This is a genomic window from Pseudomonas glycinae, from assembly GCF_001594225.2.
Classification (GTDB): Bacteria; Pseudomonadota; Gammaproteobacteria; order Pseudomonadales; family Pseudomonadaceae; genus Aquipseudomonas; species Aquipseudomonas glycinae.
The window spans coordinates 1339571-1363466 of sequence record NZ_CP014205.2; the positions used below are offsets into that span (position 1 = coordinate 1339571).

Below are 23896 nucleotides of genomic sequence, written 5' to 3' on the forward strand. Positions count from 1 at the left end.
TCAGGCCTCCATCAACAGGCAGGCCTGGGGCGGCAGGTGCACTGACACGCTTTCGCCGACGACGCGACCACGGTTCAGGCCTTCGTTGTTTTCCCGCAGCATGACTTTGATGTCGTTGTTCAAGCGGCACTGGTACAGCGTCGCGGTGCCGACATACAGCACCGCTTCGATCACACCGCGCAGATGATGCGGCTGATCCGCTGCAACCAGTTGCGAGCGCTCGGGCCGGAATGCCAGCTGCACGCTGCTGCCATTGACGCCTTGGGGCGGGCAGGGGATTTCCACCGGCATGCCGTTGGGTACGAAGATGTTTTCGTTGTGTTCGCCGCGTTTGAGTTGGCCGGGAAGGAAATTGATGTCGCCGATGAACTGGGCGACGAAGCGGTGCTGCGGGCGTTCATAGATGTCGGTCGGGGTGCCGATCTGCAGGATCTTGCCGGCGGACATCACCGCGATCCGGTCGGACAGGGTCAGCGCCTCTTCCTGATCGTGGGTGACGAAGATGAAGGTAATGCCGGCTTCCTGCTGCACGCGCTTGAGTTCGACCTGCATTTCCTTGCGCAGCTTCAGGTCCAGCGCCGACAGCGGCTCGTCGAGCAACAGCACTTTGGGCTTCGGCGCCAGGGCCCGGGCCAGAGCCACGCGCTGCTGCTGGCCGCCGGATAATTGCGCCGGTTTGCGCCCGGCCAGGTGCTCCATCTGCACCAGCGCGAGCATTTCGTCGACCCGTCCGGGAATCGCCTTGCGATCAAGACCCTGCATCTCGAGGCCGAAGGCGATATTCTGCGCGACACTCATGTGCGGAAACAGCGCGTAACTCTGGAACACCGTGTTGACCCGACGCTTGAACGGCGGCAGGTGATTGACCGTTTCGCCTGCCAGACGGATCTCGCCGTCGCTGACGTGTTCGAAACCGGCGATGGTGCGCAGCAGGGTGGTCTTGCCGCAGCCCGAGGGGCCGAGGAGGGTGAAGAATTCGTTGTCGGCGATGTTCACCGACACGTTGTCGAGGGCAGGCGCGAGGCCAGGGTCATCAGAATACCGCTTGGATACGTTACGCACTTCAATGGCTATTGGTTGACCCATAATGGTGCAATCCTCTAATTATTGTATGCAATATCTGAATGCAATTTAGAAATACCCGGATTAATCTGCTGGCGCAACCCCCCATTTCCCTGACTGAGTCGCTCGTCGGGCAGCGCTGCCAGCATTGAAGGAGTTTTCAGATGACCGAGAAAAAACCGGAAACCACGGTCGACCGCGTCTACCAAGGGGTTTACGAGGCGATCAGCAAACGTTCGCTGCGTCCAGGGATGAAGCTGGGCGAGGCGTCGCTGGCAGAATTGTTCAATGTCAGCCGCACGTCGGTTCGCGCGGCGCTCAAGCAATTGGAGGCCGACGGACTGGTCACCACCGAGCCCAATAAAGGTGCGTCGGTGTCGCTGCCCAGCGATGAGGAAATCCGGTCGCTGTTCGAAACCCGGCGTCTGGTCGAGATCGGTATCGTCACCGAACTGTGCCGGCGCAAGGACTCTGCGGTGATGCAGGACTTGCGCGATCATTTGCTGCTCGAGGACGAAGCCCACGAAGCCGGCGACCACGAGCGACTGATCCACCTGCTGGGCGAGTTCCACATCAAGCTCGCCCGCAGCCTGAATAACCCGGTGCTGCTCGACTGGTTCCAGAAGTTGATTTCCCGCGCCTCGCTGTACGCCGCGGCGCTGGATGACGACAGCCACGAAGCCTGTCGCGACGACGAACACCTGCGCCTGATCGAGTACATCGAGGCTGGCAATCAGAGCGCCGCCATCGAGCTGACCTGCATACACCTGGACGGCATCCAGAAGGCGATTCTCGACGTCGCTGCGAAGCTCAAGACCGGCTACCATCCGCTCAAACATCTGATCGAAGTCTGAACGTCGAGCCGGGGTGAAATCGGCTATACCTCTAATGAAACCATCGTTGCCCGATGCGCTCGAAACAGACGGGCGCGACGTTTGATCGCGCAGCGATAGATCCGGATCAACCACAAGGCGTTGAAGCAGCTGATGCAGTTTTTATCCGATAGCCATGGGTGTGACGGCTGGCAAGGCGAGATGGCCGGGCGAATCCGTGCGTTCGACTGGAGCAGGACCGATCTGGGCCCGCTCGAAACCTGGCCGGCCAGCCTGTGCAGCACAGTGCAATTGATGCTGGCATCGCCGCTGCCGATGGTCATGCTCTGGGGCCATGCCGGCTACATGATCTACAACGACGCTTACTCACGATTCGCCGGCGGACGACATCCCTACCTGCTCGGATCGCCGGTGGAACTGGGCTGGCCGGAGGTGGCCGATTTCAACCGGCATGTGGTCGACACCTGTCTGGCCGGCGGCACCCTGGAATATCGCAACAAGGTCCTGGTGTTGCTGCGCGACGGCGTACCCGAGGATGTCTGGCTCGATTTGTATTACAGCCCGGTGGCCAACGATGCCGGTGTGCCTTCGGGCGTCATGGCGATGGTGGTGGAAACCACTGAACTGGTGCTGTCCGAACGCTTGCGTCAGGCCGCCGAAGACGCTTATCGCGCCGATAACGAGCGGGTGCGACTGGCATTGAATGCCGGGGCACTGCTCGGCTCCTTTGTCTGGGACGTCAGAAACAACGTACTGTCGGCCGACGAGCGTTTCGCCCGGACATTTTCCTATCCGCCTGATCAAGACCTGAGCAATCTGCCGCAGCATATCGCCGAAGCGCACATTCACCCGGACGATCGCAATTGGGTAAAGGAGTGTGTGGAGAATTCGGTCCGCACCGGCGAGCCCTACAACGCCGAGTACCGGGTGGTGCGTGCCGATGGCAGTTGTCTGTGGGTGCTCGCCAGTGGCGCTTGCGAATTCGACGAGCAGGGCCGACCGTTCCGTTTTCCCGGTGTGCTGATCGACATTAACGAGCGCAAGGCGGCTGAAGAGTCACTGCTCAAGTTCACCCGCAACCTCGAACAGCGTGTCGCGGATGAAGTCGAGGCGCGCCTCGCCGCCGAAGAGCAATTGCGCCAGTCGCAGAAACTCGAATCCATCGGCGGCCTCACCGGCGGCGTGGCTCACGACTTCAACAACCTGCTGCAAGTGATCGCCGGCAACCTGCACCTGTTGGCGCGGCATGAACCGGACAATGCCAACGTCCAGCGTCGGGTCAGCGCTTCGCTGGCGGCGGTGGAGCGTGGCGCCAAGCTGTCTTCGCAACTGCTCGCGTTTGCCCGGCGTCAGCCGCTGTCGCCGGCCGTGTGCAATCCCCGGCAAATCTTCGACGGTGTGGGCGAGTTGCTGCAACGGGCGCTGGGCGAAACCATTCAGATCGACGTACAACTGCCGGACGAACCTTGGCACATCAACGTCGATCGCAATCAACTGGAAAACGCCATTCTCAATCTGGCGATCAATGCCCGGGATGCCATGAAGGGCGAGGGCACGATTGTGCTCGGTGCCTCGAATCTCTCACTGGATCGGGCGTTCTGCTCGGGCAAAGGCATCGTGCCGGGGGATTTCGTCCGGGTTTCGGTCAGTGACAGCGGCGTGGGCATTGCCCCGCACATGCTCGAGCAGGTGTTCGAACCGTTCTTCACCACCAAGGCCGACGGCCAGGGCACCGGTCTCGGTTTGAGCATGGTGTTCGGTTTCGTCAAGCAGAGCGGCGGTCATGTCGAGATCGACAGTCGGATCGGCGAAGGCACGCGGGTGCAGTTGTACTTCCCGCGCAGCCTGCGCCCCGTGCTTGATGACTCGCCGAGCGTCAATTATCAGCAGGCGGGCGGTCACGAGACGATCCTGGTGGTCGAGGACAACGAAGCGGTGCGCACCTCGGCGGTCGAGCTGTTGCGCGAAGAAGGCTACCGCGTGCTGACGGCCGGCAACGGTGACGCGGCCATGCAGATGTTGATGGAAGGCGCTCGGGTCGACCTGATTTTCACCGACGTGGTCATGCCCGGTCTGATCAAGAGCTCCGATCTGGCGGCGTGGGCCAAGGTGCAAATGCCGCCGGTGGCCGTGCTGTTCACCTCGGGCCACACCCGCGACATCATCTCGCGCAACCACCAGCTCAGTCCCGACACCCATTTGCTCGGCAAACCCTATGGCCCCGAAGCATTGCTGCAGATGATCCGTTCCGTGCTCAGCACCTGAGCTCCAATCCCCTGACCAAGGCTGGCCGATGACTTCCAGACGCAATTCCAGTTCTGCCGCCGGCATGGTTCGCGTGCGCGGTGCCCGTGAACACAATCTGAAGAACGTGGACGTCGACATTCCTCGCGATGCACTGGTGGTGTTCACCGGCGTGTCGGGGTCGGGCAAGTCGTCGCTGGCGTTTTCAACGCTGTATGCCGAAGCCCAGCGACGCTATTTCGAATCGGTGGCGCCCTATGCGCGAAGGCTGATCGATCAGGTTGGCGTGCCGGACGTCGATTCCATCGAAGGCCTGCCGCCGGCCGTGGCCCTGCAGCAACAGCGCGGCACGCCGAGCACGCGTTCGTCGGTGGGCAGCGTCACCACGTTGTCGAGCCTGATCCGCATGCTGTACTCGCGCGCCGGCAGCTACCCACCGGGTCAGCCGATGCTGTATGCCGAGGATTTTTCACCGAACACGCCGCAGGGCGCGTGCCCGCAATGCCATGGACTGGGCCGGGTCTACGAGGTCACCGAGGCGTTGATGGTGCCGGATCCGAATCTGACCATCCGCCAGCGCGCCGTAGCCTCATGGCCGCTGGCCTGGCAGGGGCAGAACCTGCGCGACATCCTGGTGACCATGGGTATCGATGTCGATATCCCGTGGCGCAAGCTGCCGAAAAAACAGCGTGACTGGATCCTCTTCACCGAGGAAACACCAACCGTTCCGGTGTACGCCGGGCTGACGCCGGAAGAAACCCGCGTCGCCCTCAAGCGCAACATGGAGCCCAGTTATCAAGGCACCTTCACTGGCGCCCGGCGCTACATCCTGCATACCTTCACCCATTCGCAAAGTGCGCTGATGAAGAAGCGCGTGTCGCAGTTCATGATCGGCAGCCTCTGCCCGTTGTGCGATGGCAAGCGCCTCAAGCGTGAGGCGCTGTCGGTAACGTTTGCCGGGCATGACATCGGCGAGTTGTCGCGGATGTCTCTGTTGCAAGTCGCCGAGGTTTTGCGGCCGGTCGCGGACGCGAGCTGGCTGGAACACGCCGATGAAACCGGTGAAACCCTGACCCACAGCCAGACCCGCGAAGCCCGGCAGCAGCGCGTGGCCCATGGCGCCAGCGGCCACGCCAACGCGCCGGACGTGCGCCATACGCCGAACCTGTCGCTGGAAAAACGCCTGGCCGCGCAGCGCATTGCCGAGGATCTGCTGGAACGGGTCAGCACCCTGACCGATCTGGGCCTCGGTTATCTGGCCCTGGAACGCAGCACGCCGACCCTGTCGTCCGGCGAATTGCAACGCCTGCGACTGGCCACCCAACTGGGCTCGCAATTGTTCGGCGTGATCTACGTGCTCGACGAACCTTCCGCCGGCCTGCACCCGGCCGACGGCGAGGCCCTGTTCGAGGCCTTGCAGCGTCTGAAGGCCGACGGCAACAGCGTGTTTGTGGTCGAGCACGATCTGGACACCATGCGCCGGGCCGACTGGCTGATCGACGTCGGCCCGGCGGCGGGCGAAAAGGGGGGGCAGATTCTCTACAGCGGCCCGCCGCCGGGGCTGGCGGCGATCGAGCACTCGCAGACCCGCGCCTATCTGTTCGCCGAACAGCAACGGCCGACCCGCGCCGCGCGCAAACCTTCGGGCTGGCTGAAGCTCGACGGCGTCACGCGTAACAACCTGAATAACCTCAGCGCCGAGTTTCCGTTGGGCTGTTTCACCTCGGTCACCGGCGTCTCCGGTTCCGGCAAGTCGAGTCTGGTCAGCCAGGCGCTGCTGGAACTGGTCGGCGCGCAGCTCGGGCGCAGCGTCGGTGACGCCGAGCCGGAAGAGCTCAATCTGGAAGACGATACCCCGTCTGCCAGCACCGGCCAGGTCAGCGCCGGGCTGGAGTCGATCAAGCGTCTGGTTCAGGTCGATCAGAAACCCATCGGCCGCACCCCGCGTTCGAATCTGGCGACCTACACCGGGCTGTTCGACAACGTGCGCAAGTTGTTCGCCGCGACTGACGAGGCGAAAGCGGCGGGCTACGACGCCGGGCAGTTTTCCTTCAACGTCGCCAAGGGGCGCTGCCCGACCTGCGAAGGCGAGGGCTTTGTCAGCGTCGAATTGCTGTTCATGCCCAGCGTTTATGCGCCGTGCCCGACCTGCCATGGCGCGCGATACAACCCCGAAACGCTGGCCATCCTCTGGCAGGGCTTGAGCATTGCGCAGGTGCTGCAACTGACCGTGGATGAAGCGGTGGTGGTATTTGCCGAGCAACCGGCGATCCGTCGTTCACTGGAAGTGCTGCGCGACATCGGCCTCGGTTACCTGCGCCTCGGGCAACCGGCGACCGAGTTGTCCGGCGGCGAAGCCCAGCGGATCAAACTGGCCACCGAGCTGCAACGCAATCAGCGCGGCGCGACGTTGTACGTGCTCGACGAGCCTACCACCGGTTTGCATCCGCGAGACGTCGACCGCTTGTTGGAGCAACTGGACAATCTGGTGAGCGCAGGACACACGGTGATCGTGGTCGAGCATGAAATGCGCGTGGTGGCGCAGAGCGATTGGGTAATCGACATCGGTCCGGGCGCGGGGGATCAGGGCGGCCGGATCGTCGTGGCCGGGACGCCGCAGAAAGTGGCGGCGAGCAAGAAGAGCCGGACTGCGCCGTTTCTCTCCAGGGCTTTGAGCCGCTGACTGCGTCGCATGGGCCGGCCTCATCGCGGGCAAGCCCGCTCCCACAGAGTCTGAGGTGTTCACGAATTTGTGTACGGCACAAAAAACTGTGGGAGCGGGCGTGCCCGCGATGGCGGCGTATCAGGCACCGTCGAGGGTGCGACGCACCTTGTCCAGCAGTGCGCTGATTTGAAACGGCTTGACCAGCATGTCCATGCCGGCTCCGAGGAATACCTGCCGGTTGATCGCGGTTTCCGCATAACCGGTCATGAACAGGATCGGCAGCGCTTCGCGCCAGCCCCGGGCAACGTCCGCCAATTCACGGCCGGTCATGCGTGGCAGACCGACGTCGGTCAGCAGCAGGTCGATCGACGCGTCGTTCTGCAAGCGTTCCAGCGCCGTTTCGATATCACCGGCCTGGGTGCAGCGGTAACCGGCGTCTTCCAGCACTTCGGTGACGAACAGGCGTACCGCCGGCATGTCTTCGACGATCAACACATGTTCGCCCGAGCCTTGCGGATCAATGGTCACCGGGGCCACATCGACAGCGGTCGGATCGCTGGTGGCCGGCAGCATGATCGTCACTTCGGTGCCGCGTCGCGCGACGCTGCGGATGTGCGCATCGCCACCGGACTGACGGGCAAAACCGTAGATCGTCGACAGCCCCAGCCCTGTGCCCTGGCCCAGCGGCTTGGTGGTGAAGAACGGCTCGAACACCTTGTCGATCACGTTGTGCTCGATGCCGGTACCGTCATCGCGCACCGATAGCGCCACGTAGGATCCATCGGCGAGGTTCGGGTCGCCGTGGGAGTACGCCGCGTAAGTGCTGACCCAGATATTGCCGCCCCGTGGCAATGCGTCCCGGGCATTGATCACCAGATTGAGCACCGCACTTTCGAGCTGAATCGGATCGACCAGCGCGATGGCGGCTTTGGTGGTCAATTCGAGCTTGAGGGCGATGCGTTCGCCGATGGTGCGCACCAGCAATTCTTCGAGCGAGCGGACGTGTCTGTTGATGTCGACCGGACGGGTGTCGAGGGGTTGCTGACGGGCAAACGCCAACAGGCGATGGGTGAGCGAGGCCGCGCTCCTCGCCGAGTTCAGAGCCGCTTCGGCGTAGAACTGGACCTTGTCCGTTCGGCCATCGGCAACACGTTTCTGGATCAGTTCGAGGCTGGTGATGATCCCGGTCAGCAGGTTATTGAAGTCATGGGCGATGCCGCCGGTGAGCTTGCCCAGCGCATCCATTTTCTGTACTTGCAGCAGTTGCGATTCGGCGCGTACCCGGTCGGCGACTTCCTTGGCCAGTTGCGTGGTGGTGTCGTCCAGCTGCGCCAGGTGCGAGCGCTCGCGATGACGGTGTTCGGTGACGTCTTCGACGAACACCAGGCTCAGCTTCGGAGTCCGATAGGGCGAAATCTGCCATTCGGTCTCGCGGACCTCACCCTGCACGCGCATGTTCAGCGTGCCCTTCCAGCGCTCGCCGTCCACCAGTCGCAGGTGCAGTTCGTCGAGGATCGCGCTCTGATCCTCGGCAAAGCATTCGCTGAGGGTCTGCGGGTCGCGATTATCCTGGATCAGCTGGGAAAAGGCGTGATTGCACTCATGGACTTTCAGATCGGCATCGAGCACCGCGATGGGGGCTGAGACATTGACGAAGATCTCGCGGAAACGCGCCTCGCTTTCGCGTAACGCGTTCTCCGTGTCACGCACCCGCAGCAGGGTGCGTAACGTTGCCAGCAGCACGTCGGGATCGACCGGATGAATCAGGTAGGCATCGGCCCCGGCATCGAGGCCGGTGATGATGTCGCCGGTCTGGATCGACGCGGCGGACACGTGGATCACCGGAAGCAGGGCGGTGCCCGGGTCGGTGCGCAGTTTACGCACGATGTCGAACCCGCTCATGTCCGGCAGGTTGACGTCGAGGATCAGCGCATCGAGCGACTGACTGGCAATCAGGGCCAGCCCCTCGCCGCCGGTGCCGGCCTCGAGCACTTCGTAACCGTGGCGCTCCAGCCGTCGGCGCAAGGCATAGCGAGTGGCGACGTTGTCATCGACGATCAACAGACGGATGTCATGTTTCATCGACGTTCTCCTGGGCAAGTGCCAGCGGAATGATCACGAAAAAACTTGAGCCCACGCCCGGCGTACTTTCGACACCAACCTCACCACCGAGCAATTCAGCGAAGCGTTTGCACAGCGACAGGCCGAGCCCGGTGCCGCGCAGGCGTTTTTGCAGCGGTGAGTCGACCTGAGAAAAGTCTTCAAACAAGGTGCCGTGCAGCTCCGCAGCGATACCGATGCCGGTGTCGCTGACGGCGAACCGCACCTTGCCCTCACCCTCAAGACGCGCCGAGATCCGGACCTCGCCACGGGTGGTGAACTTCAGCGAGTTGGAAATGAAGTTGCGCAGGATCTGCGCCAGCTTCTTGTCGTCGGTGTAAAGACGCGGGAGGCCTACCGGCTCTTCGAAAATCAGGTCTACGGCCGTGGCATCGACAATCGGCCGGAACATCCCCCGCAGTGCGGCGAACAGGTCGAACATGTCGAACCACGCCGCAGAAATGCTGATGCGTCCGGCCTCGATCTTCGCCAGATCGAGCAGGTCGTCGACCATGTCGCTGAGTTCCCGGGCGGCGGTGCTGACAAACGCCACCTGCTTGTGTTGCTCGGGGCTGAGGGGGCCGTCGAGTTCGTCGGCGAGCAGGCTGTTGATGCTCAGGATCGAGCCCAGCGGCGTGCGGAACTCGTGGCTCATGTACGACAGAAAACGGCTTTTCAGGTCGGATGCCTGGCGCAGTTGTTCGGCCTGAGTGTCGAGTTCGGCGTACAGGGCCAGCACGCCCTGATTGGTTTCGTCGAGCTCTTCGCGCAACGCAGCGGTTTCGCTCTGCAACTGGGCGATCAACGCAGCCTGTTCGGCGTTGTTCAAGGTCGGGGACTCAGTCATGGGCGGACTCCAGGGCAACCACCAGCACGGTGACATCGTCGCGCCCGCGGCAGAAGTCGCGGTGCAGGACGGTGGCAATCACGGCGGGATGGCGATGCACCAGACCGGGGTAATCCTGAAGGTTCCAGCGGGACTGCAAGCCGTCGCTATACATGATCAATAGATGTCCGTTCACGTGAGCATAGTCAAAAGGCTGGGCTTTTCTGTATTGGCCACCGACGATGCCCGGATGCGAGGCCAGTCCGCGCGACTTGTCGGAAGCGATCAGGCTGGCACCGATGTTGCCGACACCGGTGAACGACAGACTGGCACGGCCGGCGTGAAACTGCGCGAATGCCACCGCGCCGCCCCGGCTACCGATCATCTCACGGTGCATGTCTTCCATCAGCAGCGTCGGCGCACCGAACGGATTCAAGGCAAAGGCCTTTTCACCGGCGCGGGCCGCACGCTCGGCGTCCTCGCCATGGCCCAGACCGTCGACCACCAGAGCACTGACGTCAGCGCCGTGGATCGCCAGATGCCAGACATCACCGCAGGCCGGGTCGTTGTGCAGCGAGTGTTGGCTGACACCATACGGCATATCCACCTGCCGGTCGCTGCGTGGGTATAAACGAGCCAGCAGCACCGCGCCGCGATGATCGGCAAAAACATCGAAGACATCGGCCTGGCGTGCCACGGCGCCCAGGCCGATGCCCTGAGTACCGCCGGTGGAAAAACCATCGGCCATGCACGCATCCAGATCAAAGCCCTGCGCCCGGTCGACTGCAATCATCTCGATGCCGTCGTCACCCTGACGCGGCAACAGACGCAAGTGAAGTTCGCCGTGCCCGGCATGCTTGAGCACATTGCTCGCCAGCTCCGTGGCCACCAGCGCGACGCGGCCGGCATCGCTTTCGCCAAAACCGTGTTGCTCGGCCAGACGCTGGGCCGTACGCCGGGCATGGCCGATCTGGCTGCTGTCCTCGATCACCAACACCTGGGTCAATGTCCCGCTGATGTTCATGTCCATCGGGTGATCGTTATGCGAGTGCCTTTGCCGGGCTCGGTGTCCAGTTCGAATTCATCTACCAGTCGCTTGGCCCCGGTCAGGCCCAGGCCCAGACCGCTGCCGGAGGTCCAGCCGTCGGTCATCGCCAGTTTGATGTCGGGAATACCCGGGCCTTCATCGCGAAAGGTCAGGCGCAGGCCGACCTTGTGGTTGTCATCGAGGATCTGCCAGTCCATGTCTCCGCCACCGCCATACACCATGGTGTTGCGCGCCAGTTCACTGACGGCGGTCACCAGTTTGGTCAGGTCGATCAGGCGCATGCCGCACTCGGTGGCCAGCTTGCGCGCCGTTTGCCGCGCCAGCACCACATCCTGCTCGATGTTGATCGGTTGGGTACCGCTGCTGCGCACGGTCATTGCTGGCGTACTCGTTCCTGCAGCAGTTTCATTCCGCGCTCGACGTTCAGCGCGGTGCTGACGCCCGGCAGGTAAAGACCGAGCTCCACCAGCGTGATCGCCACTGCCGGTTGCATACCGACCAGCATGGTTTCAGCGTCCATGATTTTCGACAGGCCGGAAATGGTGCCGATCATCCGGCCGATGAACGAATCGACCATGTCCAGCGCCGAGATGTCGATCAGCACGCCGCGCGCGGAGGTCTTGCTGATGCGCTCGGACAGGTCGTCTTGCAGGGTGAGGGCGAGTTGGTCATGCATGTCGACCTGGATGGTCACCAGCAGGAAGTCACCCATCTGAAGAATCGGGATACGTTCCATTGTTCAGACCGTCTTGGTGAGGGTGATGCCCAGACGGGTCAGGGCCAGCTTCAATGCGTCGGCCAGATTGGCTTTGGTGACCACGCCTTGCAGGTCGAGGCCCAGGTGCACGATGGTCTGGGCAATCTGCGGACGCACGCCGCTGATGATGCAGTCGGCGCCCATCAGACGGATCGCGGTCACGGTCTTGAGCAGGTGTTGGGCGACCAGCGTGTCGACGGTTGGCACGCCAGTGATGTCGATGATGGCGATTTCCGAGCCGGTGTCGACGATGCGTTGCAGCAGCGATTCCATCACCACTTGGGTGCGCTGTGAATCGAGGGTGCCGATCATCGGTAGGGCGAGCACGCCATCCCACAGTTTGACCACCGGGGTCGACAGCTCCAGCAGTTCTTCCTGCTGGCGCTTGATCACCGCTTCACGGGACTTCTGGAACGTGCGAATGGTGTACAGGCCGAATGCATCGAACAGTTCGGAGATTTCCCAAAGCTGTTCGGCGAGCAGGGCGGGCTGGTCCCGATAATGGTTTTGCAGCAGGGCGAACAGCGGGCCCTTGAGCGAGAAAATGAAGCTGGCGGTCTGCTGGGAATCCTGACCGAGCTGGGCGCGGCTGTGGGAGAGTTTTTCGAGGAACTGGCGCATGCCTTCCCAGCCCGGCGCGGCGATGTTGGTGCCGCTGTCGTTTTCCAGGCCACTGACCACCAGTTGCAGGAATTCGCCGGTCTGTTGCTGTATGTCGTGTTCTTTGAGGTTGCGCGTAGCGCCGGTGGTTTGAAGCCCGTTGATCCATTCGCCCAGCAGTTGAACCTGATTGTTTTTAATCGCATTAAGTGTGCTGTTCTGCAGTGCTGCCATGTGCCTGTTGCTCCATTGCGAATTGGGGGCCGGATCTTCGGAAAATGACCGGCGCGAAGTGAATGACCCTGGCCGTTCGAAATAGTTGTTCGTTCCCGCGAGGATATTTTTGATCTGCCGCAAGCAATGCACCGGTAACTCTAGTCGGCGTGGCCGCAAATGCTGATCTTTTGCTTGCAACAAGGCCCCAACGCAAAGAGGCCGCGTCCAATGGAGGCGGCCTCTTTGAGTACCTGGCGGTTACTTGCTGGGGTGTTTGGCCTGTAGCTCTTTGGCGGCGGCCAGGTGTTTTTCCAGACCGGGCAACATTTTCTGCGCAAAGGCTTTGAGTTCGGTGGCGCCTTTGACCTTGTCGTCGGTCACGGTGTTGGCTTGTTTCTTGAACAGCTCGATGGTTTCTTCGTGCGCCTTGACCTGATTGTTGGCATAGGCGGCGTCGAACGACTCATCACGGACTTCGAGTATTTTTTCCTTGGCCTGTTTGACCAGGGTCGTGGTGTCCGGCACCTCGATGTCGTTGGCCTTGGCAATTGTCGCCAGTTCATCGTTGGCCTTGCCGTGGTCGGTGATCATCATGTTGGCAAACGCTTTGATGTCGGCGGATTGGCTTTTTTCCAGCGCCAGGCGACTGGTTTCGATTTCGGCGATGCCGCCGGCCGCTGCGTTATCGACGAAATCGTTGTCGGTGGCGGCAAAGGCCGAACCCATGCCGGTGCTGAGGGCGACAGCCAGAAAGAGGTGACGCAGTTTGAATCCGTCCATTGGTGTTTCTCCACGCAGGTTTTTGTGAGCGTTATTCAATGGAGGAAGTTCGCCGACCAAAGGTTTTATCGCATTTGCGAAAGGGCGACGAACGGACACCGCTGGTCTGACAGGTGGTCGACAGAAGTGGCCAACCGAGGCCATTCTGATACCTGGCCAGCGCAATCGGTCGCGTTGGCTGCCGATCAACTGACGGAGGTGTTCCATGCCGGTGACCCATGATTTGTTACAGGACTTGAAACTGACAAAGGAAGAGATCCAGCAACGACGCACCGCGGATCCACATCTGGATGCACTGATCAACAAGTATTCCCAGGCGGACGCCGAAGTCGTCAAGGCCGAGACGGCGACCTCGGATGCACCCAGCGACGACACCCTGAAGAAACTCAAAGAGAAACGCCTGCAGGTCAAAGACAAGATCGTCGAGCAGTTGCAGGCCCGATCCTGACCGTCAGTCGCGCCACCGGCCCTCGCTGGTGAAACGACTGGAACGATAGCTGCGACCGGCACCTCGAATGTTCAGAGTCTTTACATCGCGACTCTTACCGAGGTGCCTTATGAAAGATCCTAAATTTCCCAGTGAAGAGCAGGGTGCATTCGACCCGGTTCCTACCCATCCCGAGCCCAACAGTCCGGCGCACACCGTTCGTAGTCCTGAAGAAGAACGCAAGAGCGAGGAAGTGCCGGAGGATGAGGATCCGGACAAGTTCGATCGATCCAGTAACTGATAGTCCGCCATCGCTGGCAAGTCGAATCGTCGCACCGCAGCTCCCACAGGTTTTGCGTCGTCTGCAGATTCCGCGATCAACGCAGTAACTGTGGGAGCTGGCTTGCCAGCGATGACGTCAGCCGATTCATCACAAATCTCAAAGCCTCACTTCAAGGCGGCGTCCAATGGCATCCGCGCCATGTGCGTGGCCTTCAGCGAGCCGAAATACAACCACTCGCCATACTCGCGCACGGTGGTGATCGGCGAGTAATTGCCGGCACTGGCGTCCTGCAGATTGGCGATCACTTTGCCGTCCAGATCCAGCCCCAACACGAACCCGCGTTTCTCCACCGGTTTGGGCAGCACGGTCATGGCCCGCACGATCATCTTGCGTACGAACGGGTGTTCAGCGGTGCGGTCGAGCAGCGGATTGCGCGGCGTGTACAGCGCCACCCAGAACCGATCCCGGCCATTGAAGGCGAGGTTGTCCGGCAGCCCCGGCAGGTTGTCGATGAACAGATCGTGAGTGCCGGCCTTGGGGCCGGTCAGCCAGTAGCGGCTGATGCGGTAGGCGCCGGTTTCGTTGACCAGCACATAAGCGTCTTCCGGGCCGAGGGTCACGCCGTTGGCGAACTCCAGCTTGTCCAGCAACAGGCTGGTTTTTCCGGTCTGGAAGTCGTAACGCAGCAGGCGTCCGTCGCCGCCATGTTCGATGATCGCTTCGCCATCGTGACCGTAACCCCAGCGACTCGAGGCGTCGCTGAAGTAGGCGTAGTGTCCGGACTTGTCGATCGCCACGTCATCCGTGAAGCCGAACGGCAGACCATTGGCTTCGGTGGTCAGCGCCACCAGCTGACCCTGTGCGTCGAGGGACAGCAAACCCTTGACCCCGTCGGCGATCACCAGCAAACCGTTGGGATGCCGCGCCAGCCCCAGCGGCCGGCCGCCGGTATCGGCCAGCACCTTGCGCTGCTGGCCGTCGAGGCTGGTGCGCAGCAGGCGACCGTCGTGCAGGCCGGTGATCAGAAAATCGTTTTCCAGCAGCAGCGCTTCCGGACCTTCGATATTGCTCGGCCCGACCTGTGCAACACCCTTGAGCCGCTGGTTGTCAGCGTACTGGCCTTCGCTCAGCGAGGGCGCTGGTTGCGGCGTCCATGCCACGGGCTCGACCTTGGTCGGCATGAGCAGCAGGAACGCCACAACGACGACGATCAGCAACAACACTGGATAGCGCCACTTCACACGTGAGCTCCTGCAGGGGCCAGGTGCCGGGTGGCCATGTCGCGCAGGGCGAGCATCGAAGTCGCCGATTCGCGCTCGATGCGACGCTTGAGCAGCAGATGGTTGGCGATGCGCAGGCCGATGCCCTCGAACTGGTAATCGAGGGTGCGCACGAACCGCGTGGCACCGTCGTGCGCCGAGCATTCATAGGTCAGCTGCAACGACAGACCCTGATCACCCTGAGCCCGGGCACACCAGCGCCGACCGGGCAGGTATTCGGTCACCTCCCAACTCAAATGCCCCTCGCGTCCCCCGGCATGGATGTCCTCGTCGAATCGCGCGCCGGCATGCAGCGCACCGCTCGGGCCGTCGATCTTCAGCGAAGACGGATGCCACTCCGGCCAGCGACTGACGGTGGCGGCGTAAGCGAGGACGGCGATCGGATCGCCGGCAATGTCGACGGTGTGCTGCATGCGGGTCATGGGCGTTCTCGAATCGGTAAGAGGGGCGGTTTCCGGCTCCCAGTAAAGGGTGCCGAACAGATAGTCCATCAACGGAAAAACGATATTGAAATTGCGCTCCTGCATGCGTTCGCGACGGTGGTGCAACTCATGCAGACGGCGCATCTGGCGGATCCACGGCAGCCGGGTCAGCGGGTTCTGCGGCGGCAGATGCTCGCAGGCATGAAACACCTCGTAAGTCAGGTAACCGAACACCATGCAGCCGCCAAACAACCCGGCGACGTTGCTGTTGACCTGCGCAAACAGCCACCACAGGGGCAGGGAGATTGCCAGCGTGTGCAGCACGATCAGCCAGGCCGGGAACAGGATCACCCGCCAGTCGCGGGCGCCGTCGTAGGTCATGTGGCCGGGGGTGAAGAAGCTGTGATGATCGCCGGCATGCCGGGCGTAGAACATCCGCGCGAAGCGCTTTTTGTGGTGACCGAGGTGGCGGTGCACCATGTACACGCCGAAATTGAAGAACAGCAGGGTCAGTGGCACGGCCAGCCATTCCAGCGGTTGCACCTGGTGCACGCTGCTCCAGAACGCGCCGATGGCCAGAACACCGAACAGCAGCACGAATGCGCCGTGCAGCCACGGGTTGTAGCGGGGATGGATCGCCGCCCGATAGCGGCTGCGAAATGCCTCGGTGGTCTGCCTCACTGCGCTCACCTGCGGATATTGTCGTTATCCCGGCAGCGTAGCCGATCTCGCCGTTTGTGCAGGGCCAACCTTCAGGTCACAAGTGCCATGCTCCGGTGTATGGCAGCCGTCAGCTCAACGGGTTCCAGCGCTGCGACCAGTCGTCATCGGCCTTGATCACTTCGCGCAGCAGATCGAATGCCTGTTGCAGGATCGCCGAGTCGCGGTCGCGGGAGTAGACGAGGTAGGTCGGATAGCCGAATTCCGGGGCTTTGGTCACCGGCTCCAGTGCGCCGCTTTCCAGATAGGTGCGCACCACCCGGGTCCGGAAATAGCCGCTGCCGCCGTTCTCGAGGATGTATTGCAGGGCCAGCGGGCCGAGGTTGAAACTCAGGGCGGCCTTGGCCTTTTCCGGCAGGGCGGCGTCGTGCTGGCGGCGGAAGTCCGGGCCCCAGTCGATGTACACGTAGGGCGCAGGGCGGCCGGGCGTGGTCACCAGAATCAGTTTTTCTTCCAGCACCTGCTCGACCTGCAGCCCCGGCCAGTATTCCGGTTGATAGACCAGCGCGGCATCGAGCACCCCCAGTTCGAGCTGGCGCAGCAGGTTTTCGCCGTCGCGGATGTCCATGCGCAGGGCGTGACCGGGGATTTTCTCGCGCAATTCGGCCGCCCAACTGAGCATCAGCGGGTTGCACAGGCTGACCTCGCCACCGATGTGCAGCACGTTGTGATAGCCCTCGGGCAAAGGCAGGTCGCGGCGCGCCGCTTCCCAGGTCTGCACCAGTTGATTGGCGTAGACCACGAAGGCCTCGCCGTTGGCGGTCAGGCGTGCGCCAGCACGGTTGCGCACGAAGAGAGTGCTGCCCAACTGGCTTTCGAGTTTCTGCACCCGGGCGGTGATTGCCGTTTGCGTGACGAACAGCTTTTCCGCCGCCGCGGCGAGGCTGCCGTGGCGGACGATTTCCAGAAAGGTGCGGGCGAGGTCGATGTCCATGGGCGGGCCGGTGGTTGAGGTGCGCGCATTGTACGGGCAGCCCCGGGACCGCGTCATTGTTCAGTCAGCCACTTCGACTTCATGCACCCGCGCCCATTCCTCCACCAACCGCGCCGGCGTACAGCAAGTCTTGCGCTTGTACACGAAGTTGCGGCACTTCTCGGCAAACTGATTGCGGTTGTACAGCATGTCTTCCTGCATCTCTTGCAGCTCCGCCTCGCGGCATTGGCGGATCAGCGCATGATCGACCCGCAGCTTGCGTTCGCGCACCGGCGCATAAGTCGGATCACTCAGCACACTGTTGGCCCGTTGCAGCAGCCACAGCGAAAACTCGTCCGGGCAGCGCGGGCCGATTTCCTGGACCATGCCCAGTTGCAGCGCCTGAGCAGCGCTGACCGGCAGACAGGCCTGGGTCAGTTGTTCGGCCATGGCCGGGCCGACGGCGCGGGGCAGGCTGTAGGTCCAGTATTCCGAGCCGTACAGGCCCATGCTCTTGTAGTGCGGGTTGAGCACGATGTCGGCGCGGGCAAACACGATGTCGGCCGCCAGTGCGAGCATCACACCGCCGGCACCGGCATTGCCGGTGACCCCGCTGACCACCAGTTGCCGCGCGCTGAGCAATTCTTCGCACACATCATCGATGGCCTGGATATTGGCCCAGGCTTCGGCGCCTGGATCTTCTGCGGCCTGAATCACGTTCAGGTGCACGCCGTTGGAAAAACTGCCGCGCCCGCCCTTGATCAACAGTACCTGCGTGTCGCGGGACTTGGCCCAGCGCAACGCCTCGACCATGCGCCGGCATTGTTCGGTGCTCATGGCGCCGTTGTAGAACTCCAGCGTCAGCTCGCCGACCTGGCCGGACTCGCGATAGCGGATCGGCTGATACGGCTCGTCGCTGAATGGCGCGTTGGCAATCGACCAGTCCAGCACCGGCACGTGCGCCAGTTGCCCGGCCAGTACATGCCGCGCCGGACGCTTGAAGGTTTCCTCGCCCGGTTGCGGTTTGCGTCGCAACGAGCCGATCCACAGGCTGTGATCACCGGTCGCCACCAGCACCGCGTCGTCGTGTACCGCGAGAATTTCGCCGGGCATGCCGGTGCGCTGGTCGAGGTGCGCGTCGTATACGTAATACTGTCCGCCGGCGAGACTGGCGAGTACGCCGGGCTGGCCGTCCGCCGCATCGATGCAGCGCTTGATGAAGCGCGAGCAGTCATGCCAGCTGAAGGTGCGGTCGTCCTGTTTCATGTTCGGCTGCAAACGCCCGCGCACTTTCGGATCGTTGTAATCCAGCGCCACCGGCACGAAGCCGTCGATGAATTTCTCCACCACTTCACGGATGCAACAGATCGCCGCGTCGCTGACCCGGCCGTTGTACAGCTCGGATTTGCGCAGCCCCGTTGGCAGGTTGAATTCGCAGGTGGCCCAGACCGGGCCGGCATCCATTTCTTCCACCGCTTGCAGGGCGGTCACGCCCCAGGACGGCAGCTCGCGCATGATCGCCCAATCCAGTGCGCTGGCACCGCGATCGCCGACGATGCCGGGGTGGATGATGACGACCGGGCGCTGCGGATTGCTCCACAGTGCGTGGGGCACACGGTCCTTGAGGAACGGGCAGATCACCAGGTCGGCACCGCTGTTTTCAATCTGTTCGCACACGGCGGCTTCGTCGGTGAACAGCACCACGCTCGGCGAGTGCCCGGCCTGGCGCAGGTCCAGCCATGCACGCTGAGTCAGGCCGTTGAACGCCGACGACAAAAGAATGATGTTGAGTGATCGCATGATTGTTCTTCCTTGAAAGGTCAGCCGCAGGCTCCCTGTGAGCCGTCCGTGGCTATCGATGGAGGCGCAAGGTTAGTGACTGGCGTGGCTCGCGCCACTGATCGAGATCAACGTTGTGTCAGCCAATATTGCCGTGGCGACGACGTGCCTTATTCTCAAAGGTTTGCTGATCCTGATTTTTTATTACTTCAAATGTCTCAGGCGCTATTGCACAGTCGCATCCCTGATCACCGCCGGAAGATCCCGGCGTATCCATGGATTTTCGCAGCGGGTGGAACCCGTTTTCAGGGAGTAACGCATGGGGAGTCACAACCCGCATTACCAGGTCATCGGGCAGATGTTCCAAAAGGACTACCGATGGCTGTGCGCGGCGGTCAGCCGTACGCTCGGTTGCCCGCACAGCGCACAGGACATTGCTTCGGAAACCTTTCTTCGGGTATTGGCGCTGCCCGATCCGCTGGCAATCCGCGAACCCCGCGCGCTGTTGACCACGATTGCCCGGCGGCTGGTCTATGAAGGCTGGCGCCGGCAGGATCTGGAGCGCGCTTATCTGCAAAGCCTGGCGCTGGCGCCGGAACCGGTGCATCCGTCGCCCGAGGAACGGGAATTGGTGATCGAAACGCTGCTGGCGGTGGATCGCTTGCTCAACGGCCTGTCGGCCAAGGCCAAGGCGGCGTTTCTCTACCACCAACTCGACGGCCTGACCTACAGCGAAATCGGCGAACGCCTCGGCGTGTCCACCAGCCGCGTGCAGCAATACATGGTCGAGGCGTTCAAGCGTTGCTATCAGGCGATGCAGGCATGAGGCCGGACGAAACGCTGATCGACGAAGCGGCGCAATGGATGGCGCTGCTGCAATCAGGGCATGTCAGCTTGCAGGAGCGCGCCGCCTTCGACGCCTGGCGCACGGCGGATCCACGGCATCAGCAGATCATCGAGCAAATGGGCGGCGGGCTGAGCCTGCTACGCCATTCGAACCTGCGCGGCTTGCCGCGTGAGAGTGTGTTGCACAGCCTGAATGCGCCGTCCAGTCGCCGTCGATTCCTCAGCGGCAGTTTGAGCGTGCTCGGTATCGCGGTGCTGGCCGGTTTGCTCGGTCGACGTTATGGCTGGTTGCCCGAGGCCGGCGAGTTGACTACCGGTACCGGCGAGCGTCGGGAATTCACGCTGGAGGATGGCAGCGCCCTTACGTTGAATGCCCGCAGCCGCGTGGTACCACGCTTCAACAACATCGAGCGTTTGCTGGACTTGCGCAGCGGTGAACTGCTGATCGATGTGGCGAAAAATCTGGCCCGGCCGTTTGTGGTCGAAACCGAGCATGGGCGGATGCGTGCGCTCGGGACCAAATTCCTGGTGCAGCGCGGTGACGATTCGACGCGGCTGGTGATGCTGCATTCACAGGTCGAAGTGGTCACCGCCAGCGGCGCGCGGCAAGTGGTGGAGGCGGGCGAAAGTCTGCTGTTCAACGCTCAGGAAATCCTCGCGCTGGAACCCGGCAACGGGCAGGAGAGTGCCTGGGTCCAAGGGCGGCTTGAAGTGCGTGATCGGCCCTTGAGCGAAGTCATCGACAGCCTGCGCAGCTACCGTCGCGGCATCCTGCACTTGAGCCCGGAGGTTGCCGGTCTGCGTCTCAGCGGTCTCTATCCGCTGGACGACAGCGACCGCACCCTGCAACTGCTGGAGCGTTCGTTGCCGATCCGTGTCACCTGGCACAACCCGTACTGGGTCAGCATTGAAGCGCGGTTATAAATCCATAACTTCCCGGTCTATCCGTCCCCCTATAAAAAGCGCCGTGCCGCTGCTCATTCCCTGCAGACGCCTTCAACAGGGAAGCCCCTCGATGTTCTCATTCAAACAACAACAATTGTCCCGCCTGACGCTGGCCATCGTGCTGGCGGCGGGCATGGGTCCGGTCGCCGTTCAGGCACAAGACGCCGCCGCTCAGGTCTTTACCTTCGACATTGCCGCAGGGGCCCTCGACGAGGTGCTGCTGGACATCTCGCGGCAGACCGGCGTGCCGATTTCCTTCAGCCAGAATCTGGTGCAGGGCAAGCGCAGCAGCGCGGTACGCGGCGCATTGGGTGGACGTCAGGCGGTGGAGAAAGCCCTGATCGGCAGCGGTCTGCAAGTCGAGCAGGGCACCCAGGGCCTGAGCATTCGTCAGGCCGATGCGCCGAACGCCGCGCCCGTGAAAGCCGCCGCTGTGGCGCCCGCCAGCAGCGCCGATTACCGCATGGAAAAAGTCACCGTCACCGGCTCGCGGATCGCCCGTGCGCAGAGCGATGGTGCAACCCCGGTCAATGTCATCACCCACGAAGAAATGGAGGCGCGCGGCTACAAGAACGTCTACGACGCCCTCGCCACACAAACCCAGAACACCGGCATGACCCAGGGCGAAGACTACGGCAACACCTGGCAACCGGCGGCCAGCGCCCTCAACCTGCGCGGCCTCGGCCCCAACCACACGCTGGTGCTGATCAACGGCCGACGGGTGGCCGATTACCCGACGCCGTATGACGGCAAGGTCAACTTCACCAACCTGGCGAACATTCCATCGGCGATCATTGAGCGCATCGAAGTGCTCAGCAGCGGCGCTTCGGCGATCTACGGTTCGGACGCGATTGCCGGGGTGGTGAACATCATCCTCAAAGACAAAATGAATGGCGTCGACGTCAATCTCAAGGGCGGCACCAGCGAGCGCGGAGGCGGTGACAACCAGCGCTTGCAGATCAGCGGCGGCGGCAGTTGGGGCGACTTTGACGGTTTGTTCGGACTTGAACTGACCCACCGCGATCCGATCTGGGCCGATGATCGCGGCTTCATGCAGAGCGGGCCGCTGGCGGATGTCGGCTATCGGCGCGACCTGACCAATAATCGCTATCTGGGGCCCGGCTGTGGCGCCTATCAGGGCACGTTCGACAACAAACTGTTCAACAGCGGCGGACGTTGCCGCACCGACCAGATGTACAACGATTACTGGACGGTGCAGACGCAAAAGGAAAACTACGACGGCTACACCCGTGGCACCTGGCATTTCAGCGACAGTGGTCAGGTCTTCGCCGACCTGATGTACGGCCTCGATCACATCCAGAACAACACACGCGGCCCCAGCTTCACCTCGCCGGACTTCATCAACCAGAACAGCGGCAATCTGGAGCGCTGGTACCGCCGCTTCGGCGAAGAGGAAATCGGTGGGCGCACCAGCAACAACAGCAAGTGGCGCGACACCTCGTGGACCGGCACCCTGGGCCTTTCGGACAAGATTGCCGACACCGGTTGGAACTATGAACTGGCGGCCAACCGCTCGGAATACAAAAGCGTGCGCACCACGCGTTACACGCCGCTGTCGTCGATTCAGGATTTCTACCTCGGCCCGCAACTGGGCATCCGCGACGGTTACCCGGTTTTCGCGCCGGATGCCTCGCGCCTCGACCGGCCACTGACAACCCAGGAGTGGGAGCAGTTTCGCGGCAATCTGACGCAGAGCAGCAAGTCGGTTTCCACCAGCTACAACGCGTCGGTCAACGGCGAGTTGTTTGATCTGCCGGCTGGCCCGGTGGGGTTCGCCGGGGTGCTGGAGGCGGGCAAGCAGGAATACCGCATCGATCCGGATGACAGCCTCAACGACGGCAGTTTCTACGGCGTGACCCCGGCGCAAAGCTCCGGCGGCTCGCGCAAGCGTTACGCGGCGGGGGGCGAGTTCAGCATTCCGGTCACCGACACGGTGCTGGCGACAGCGGCGGGGCGCTGGGACCAATACAAATTCAGCGGCCGCACCGAACAACAGAAAACCTACAACCTTGGCCTGGAATGGCGGCCGGTAAACAGCCTGCTGGTGCGCGGCAGCTACGGCACCAGTTTCCGCGCCCCGGACCTGAACTACATCTATCAGTCCGACAGCAACGGCTACTACCCGGCGCAGATCGACTATTACGGTTGCAGCCAGGGCGTGGAGGGCGCCTGTGATCGCGGGCGGGTCGATTACACCCAGAGCGGCACGGCGGATCTGGAATCCGAACGCGGCAAATCCTGGACCTACGGTTTCGTCTGGTCACCGTCGCGCAATTTCGATTTCTCCACCGATTTCTGGCGGGTGGAGATCGATGACCTGCTGACCACCGTCGACGAAAACCGTCTGCTGCAGCAAGAGAACGAATGCCGCAATGGCACCCAGGACATCAACTCGGCCAACTGCCAGTCGACCCTGGCGCGCGTCGATCGCAATCCCGGCAATGCGGCCGTCGATCCCAATCAGTTGCAGCGGGTGCGGGTGAATGCGATCAACGCCGCCAGCGAACGGGTCAGCGGCCTGGACTTCAAGAGCAACATCCGCTGGGGCGCCGGGCAGTACGGTGCGTTCAGTTCGGCGCTGGGCTACACCCTGGTGCTCTCGCATTACTACAAGGAATCGGACGAAGCCCCGACCCAGGACTGGCGCACCTCGCGTACCAACTACGACTGGCGCAGCAAGGTCAACGCCAGCCTGACCTGGGATTACCAGAAGGCCACGGCAACATTGATGGGGATTCGCTACGGCTCGGTCACCAACGGCGCGGGCGACGGGCGTCTGTCGCCGTGGACGGTGTTCAACGCCAGTGCACGCTACAAGCTCAACGACCGGGCAAGCGTCGGGCTGACCGTGAACAACGTGCTCAACCAGGTCAAGCATGACGACTCGGCGGGGTGGCCGTATTACCCGACCGGCAACTACGACCCGTACGGGCGCCAGTGGTGGCTGGATGTGAGTTATCACTTCGGGAGTTGAATACGTAATGACGCCCGACAACGTCCTACGGAAGTTGCCGGGTTTCATGTGAAAGCAGGGATATTTCCGACGACTTTTTCAGGTTGGTCGTCGGAAGCGTGATCTATAGCATCGGCGATGACATTGAAGTCGTTAACGGCCTGATTACTCAGGCC

General features: G+C 62.3%; 20 protein-coding genes. 8 read left to right on the plus strand and 12 right to left on the minus strand.

The window, feature by feature from the left end; translation table 11 throughout:
• Positions 1 to 1086, minus strand: coding sequence for an ABC transporter ATP-binding protein (locus AWU82_RS06070; RefSeq protein ID WP_064381271.1), 1086 nt, complete (start codon positions 1084 to 1086; stop codon positions 1 to 3).
• A gap of 140 nt (positions 1087 to 1226) precedes the next feature.
• Between AWU82_RS06070 and AWU82_RS06075 the strand changes: the two genes are divergently transcribed.
• The 3 genes from AWU82_RS06075 to AWU82_RS06085 all read left to right on the plus strand — a co-directional run bounded on the left by AWU82_RS06075 (position 1227) and on the right by AWU82_RS06085 (position 6822).
• On the plus strand, positions 1227 to 1916 hold the full coding sequence (locus tag AWU82_RS06075; protein ID WP_064381273.1) for a GntR family transcriptional regulator: 690 nt from the start codon (positions 1227 to 1229) through the stop codon (positions 1914 to 1916).
• A gap of 132 nt (positions 1917 to 2048) precedes the next feature.
• On the plus strand, positions 2049 to 4160 hold the full coding sequence (locus AWU82_RS06080) for a hybrid sensor histidine kinase/response regulator (RefSeq protein ID WP_064381275.1): 2112 nt from the start codon (positions 2049 to 2051) through the stop codon (positions 4158 to 4160).
• A 28-nt stretch (positions 4161 to 4188) separates the two neighbouring features.
• Entirely contained in the window at positions 4189 to 6822 is a 2634-nt protein-coding gene (locus AWU82_RS06085; protein ID WP_064381277.1) for an excinuclease ABC subunit UvrA, read from the plus strand.
• Positions 6823 to 6942: 120 nt separating this feature from the next.
• Here the strand turns inward: AWU82_RS06085 and AWU82_RS06090 are convergent, their stop codons facing one another.
• The 7 genes from AWU82_RS06090 to AWU82_RS06120 all read right to left on the minus strand — a co-directional run bounded on the left by AWU82_RS06090 (position 6943) and on the right by AWU82_RS06120 (position 13131).
• Complete coding sequence (locus AWU82_RS06090) at positions 6943 to 8886, minus strand: PAS domain-containing hybrid sensor histidine kinase/response regulator (RefSeq protein WP_064381279.1); 1944 nt, start codon at positions 8884 to 8886, stop codon at positions 6943 to 6945.
• A complete protein-coding gene (locus AWU82_RS06095) occupies positions 8876 to 9751 on the minus strand; it encodes a sensor histidine kinase (RefSeq protein WP_011334521.1) in 876 nt (291 codons plus the stop codon). The genes AWU82_RS06090 and AWU82_RS06095 overlap by 11 nt, the downstream gene beginning before the upstream one ends.
• Complete coding sequence (locus tag AWU82_RS06100) at positions 9744 to 10754, minus strand: ATP-binding protein (protein WP_064384089.1); 1011 nt, start codon at positions 10752 to 10754, stop codon at positions 9744 to 9746. Before AWU82_RS06100 ends, AWU82_RS06095 begins: the two co-directional genes overlap by 8 nt.
• The gene (locus AWU82_RS06105; RefSeq protein WP_011334519.1) at positions 10751 to 11155 is read right to left on the minus strand and encodes an anti-sigma regulatory factor; all 405 of its coding nucleotides are present in this window, start codon (positions 11153 to 11155) and stop codon (positions 10751 to 10753) included. Before AWU82_RS06105 ends, AWU82_RS06100 begins: the two co-directional genes overlap by 4 nt.
• Positions 11152 to 11514 (minus strand): STAS domain-containing protein, encoded by a 363-nt coding sequence (locus AWU82_RS06110; RefSeq protein WP_011334518.1) that lies wholly within the window; start codon positions 11512 to 11514, stop codon positions 11152 to 11154. The genes AWU82_RS06105 and AWU82_RS06110 overlap by 4 nt, the downstream gene beginning before the upstream one ends.
• A 3-nt stretch (positions 11515 to 11517) precedes the next feature.
• Complete coding sequence (locus tag AWU82_RS06115; RefSeq protein ID WP_064381281.1) at positions 11518 to 12369, minus strand: STAS domain-containing protein; 852 nt, start codon at positions 12367 to 12369, stop codon at positions 11518 to 11520.
• A gap of 240 nt (positions 12370 to 12609) precedes the next feature.
• Positions 12610 to 13131, minus strand: coding sequence for a DUF4142 domain-containing protein (locus AWU82_RS06120; RefSeq protein ID WP_064381282.1), 522 nt, complete (start codon positions 13129 to 13131; stop codon positions 12610 to 12612).
• 205 nt (positions 13132 to 13336) lie between these two features.
• On the opposite strand from AWU82_RS06120, the gene AWU82_RS06125 reads away from it, so the two are divergent.
• Positions 13337 to 13579, plus strand: coding sequence for an HP1242/YdcH family protein (locus AWU82_RS06125; protein ID WP_039768852.1), 243 nt, complete (start codon positions 13337 to 13339; stop codon positions 13577 to 13579).
• Positions 13580 to 13688: 109 nt separating this feature from the next.
• The gene (locus AWU82_RS06130; RefSeq protein ID WP_170928923.1) at positions 13689 to 13859 is read left to right on the plus strand and encodes a hypothetical protein; all 171 of its coding nucleotides are present in this window, start codon (positions 13689 to 13691) and stop codon (positions 13857 to 13859) included.
• A 146-nt stretch (positions 13860 to 14005) separates the two neighbouring features.
• Here AWU82_RS06130 and AWU82_RS06135 read toward each other — a convergent pair whose 3' ends face one another.
• The 4 genes from AWU82_RS06135 to AWU82_RS06150 form a co-directional block, all read right to left on the minus strand.
• Positions 14006 to 15022: an SMP-30/gluconolactonase/LRE family protein gene (locus tag AWU82_RS06135; protein ID WP_371915535.1), complete on the minus strand. Its 1017-nt coding sequence runs from the start codon at positions 15020 to 15022 to the stop codon at positions 14006 to 14008.
• A gap of 56 nt (positions 15023 to 15078) precedes the next feature.
• Positions 15079 to 16224, minus strand: coding sequence for a sterol desaturase family protein (locus AWU82_RS06140; protein WP_064381286.1), 1146 nt, complete (start codon positions 16222 to 16224; stop codon positions 15079 to 15081).
• A 109-nt stretch (positions 16225 to 16333) separates the two neighbouring features.
• The gene (locus AWU82_RS06145) at positions 16334 to 17197 is read right to left on the minus strand and encodes a LysR family transcriptional regulator (protein WP_041475306.1); all 864 of its coding nucleotides are present in this window, start codon (positions 17195 to 17197) and stop codon (positions 16334 to 16336) included.
• A 60-nt stretch (positions 17198 to 17257) separates the two neighbouring features.
• Positions 17258 to 18976 (minus strand): hydrogenase maturation protein, encoded by a 1719-nt coding sequence (locus AWU82_RS06150; protein ID WP_064381288.1) that lies wholly within the window; start codon positions 18974 to 18976, stop codon positions 17258 to 17260.
• A gap of 298 nt (positions 18977 to 19274) precedes the next feature.
• On the opposite strand from AWU82_RS06150, the gene AWU82_RS06155 reads away from it, so the two are divergent.
• From AWU82_RS06155 to AWU82_RS06165, 3 genes are all read left to right on the plus strand, one after another.
• Positions 19275 to 19781: a sigma-70 family RNA polymerase sigma factor gene (locus AWU82_RS06155; protein WP_011334510.1), complete on the plus strand. Its 507-nt coding sequence runs from the start codon at positions 19275 to 19277 to the stop codon at positions 19779 to 19781.
• The gene (locus AWU82_RS06160) at positions 19778 to 20725 is read left to right on the plus strand and encodes a FecR domain-containing protein (RefSeq protein ID WP_064381289.1); all 948 of its coding nucleotides are present in this window, start codon (positions 19778 to 19780) and stop codon (positions 20723 to 20725) included. The genes AWU82_RS06155 and AWU82_RS06160 overlap by 4 nt, the downstream gene beginning before the upstream one ends.
• A gap of 91 nt (positions 20726 to 20816) precedes the next feature.
• The gene (locus AWU82_RS06165; protein WP_064381291.1) at positions 20817 to 23741 is read left to right on the plus strand and encodes a TonB-dependent receptor; all 2925 of its coding nucleotides are present in this window, start codon (positions 20817 to 20819) and stop codon (positions 23739 to 23741) included.
• Positions 23742 to 23896 lie beyond the last annotated feature (155 nt).

Bases quoted from the DNA above. Each gene is read 5' to 3' on its own strand.
- AWU82_RS06120 (WP_064381282.1), bottom strand. From the start codon at position 13,131: ATGGACGGATTCAAACTGCGTCACCTCTTTCTGGCTGTCGCCCTCAGC.
- AWU82_RS06080 (WP_064381275.1), top strand. From the start codon at position 2,049: ATGCAGTTTTTATCCGATAGCCATGGGTGTGACGGCTGGCAAGGCGAG.
- AWU82_RS06165 (WP_064381291.1), top strand. From the start codon at position 20,817: ATGTTCTCATTCAAACAACAACAATTGTCCCGCCTGACGCTGGCCATC.
- AWU82_RS06125 (WP_039768852.1), top strand. From the start codon at position 13,337: ATGCCGGTGACCCATGATTTGTTACAGGACTTGAAACTGACAAAGGAA.
- AWU82_RS06145 (WP_041475306.1), bottom strand. From the start codon at position 17,197: ATGGACATCGACCTCGCCCGCACCTTTCTGGAAATCGTCCGCCACGGC.
- AWU82_RS06100 (WP_064384089.1), bottom strand. From the start codon at position 10,754: ATGAACATCAGCGGGACATTGACCCAGGTGTTGGTGATCGAGGACAGC.
- AWU82_RS06110 (WP_011334518.1), bottom strand. From the start codon at position 11,514: ATGGAACGTATCCCGATTCTTCAGATGGGTGACTTCCTGCTGGTGACC.
- AWU82_RS06130 (WP_170928923.1), top strand. From the start codon at position 13,689: ATGAAAGATCCTAAATTTCCCAGTGAAGAGCAGGGTGCATTCGACCCG.
- AWU82_RS06095 (WP_011334521.1), bottom strand. From the start codon at position 9,751: ATGACTGAGTCCCCGACCTTGAACAACGCCGAACAGGCTGCGTTGATC.
- AWU82_RS06090 (WP_064381279.1), bottom strand. From the start codon at position 8,886: ATGAAACATGACATCCGTCTGTTGATCGTCGATGACAACGTCGCCACT.
- AWU82_RS06070 (WP_064381271.1), bottom strand. From the start codon at position 1,086: ATGGGTCAACCAATAGCCATTGAAGTGCGTAACGTATCCAAGCGGTAT.
- AWU82_RS06115 (WP_064381281.1), bottom strand. From the start codon at position 12,369: ATGGCAGCACTGCAGAACAGCACACTTAATGCGATTAAAAACAATCAG.
- AWU82_RS06150 (WP_064381288.1), bottom strand. From the start codon at position 18,976: ATGCGATCACTCAACATCATTCTTTTGTCGTCGGCGTTCAACGGCCTG.
- AWU82_RS06160 (WP_064381289.1), top strand. From the start codon at position 19,778: ATGAGGCCGGACGAAACGCTGATCGACGAAGCGGCGCAATGGATGGCG.
- AWU82_RS06135 (WP_371915535.1), bottom strand. From the start codon at position 15,022: ATGCCGACCAAGGTCGAGCCCGTGGCATGGACGCCGCAACCAGCGCCC.
- AWU82_RS06155 (WP_011334510.1), top strand. From the start codon at position 19,275: ATGGGGAGTCACAACCCGCATTACCAGGTCATCGGGCAGATGTTCCAA.
- AWU82_RS06105 (WP_011334519.1), bottom strand. From the start codon at position 11,155: ATGACCGTGCGCAGCAGCGGTACCCAACCGATCAACATCGAGCAGGAT.
- AWU82_RS06085 (WP_064381277.1), top strand. From the start codon at position 4,189: ATGACTTCCAGACGCAATTCCAGTTCTGCCGCCGGCATGGTTCGCGTG.
- AWU82_RS06075 (WP_064381273.1), top strand. From the start codon at position 1,227: ATGACCGAGAAAAAACCGGAAACCACGGTCGACCGCGTCTACCAAGGG.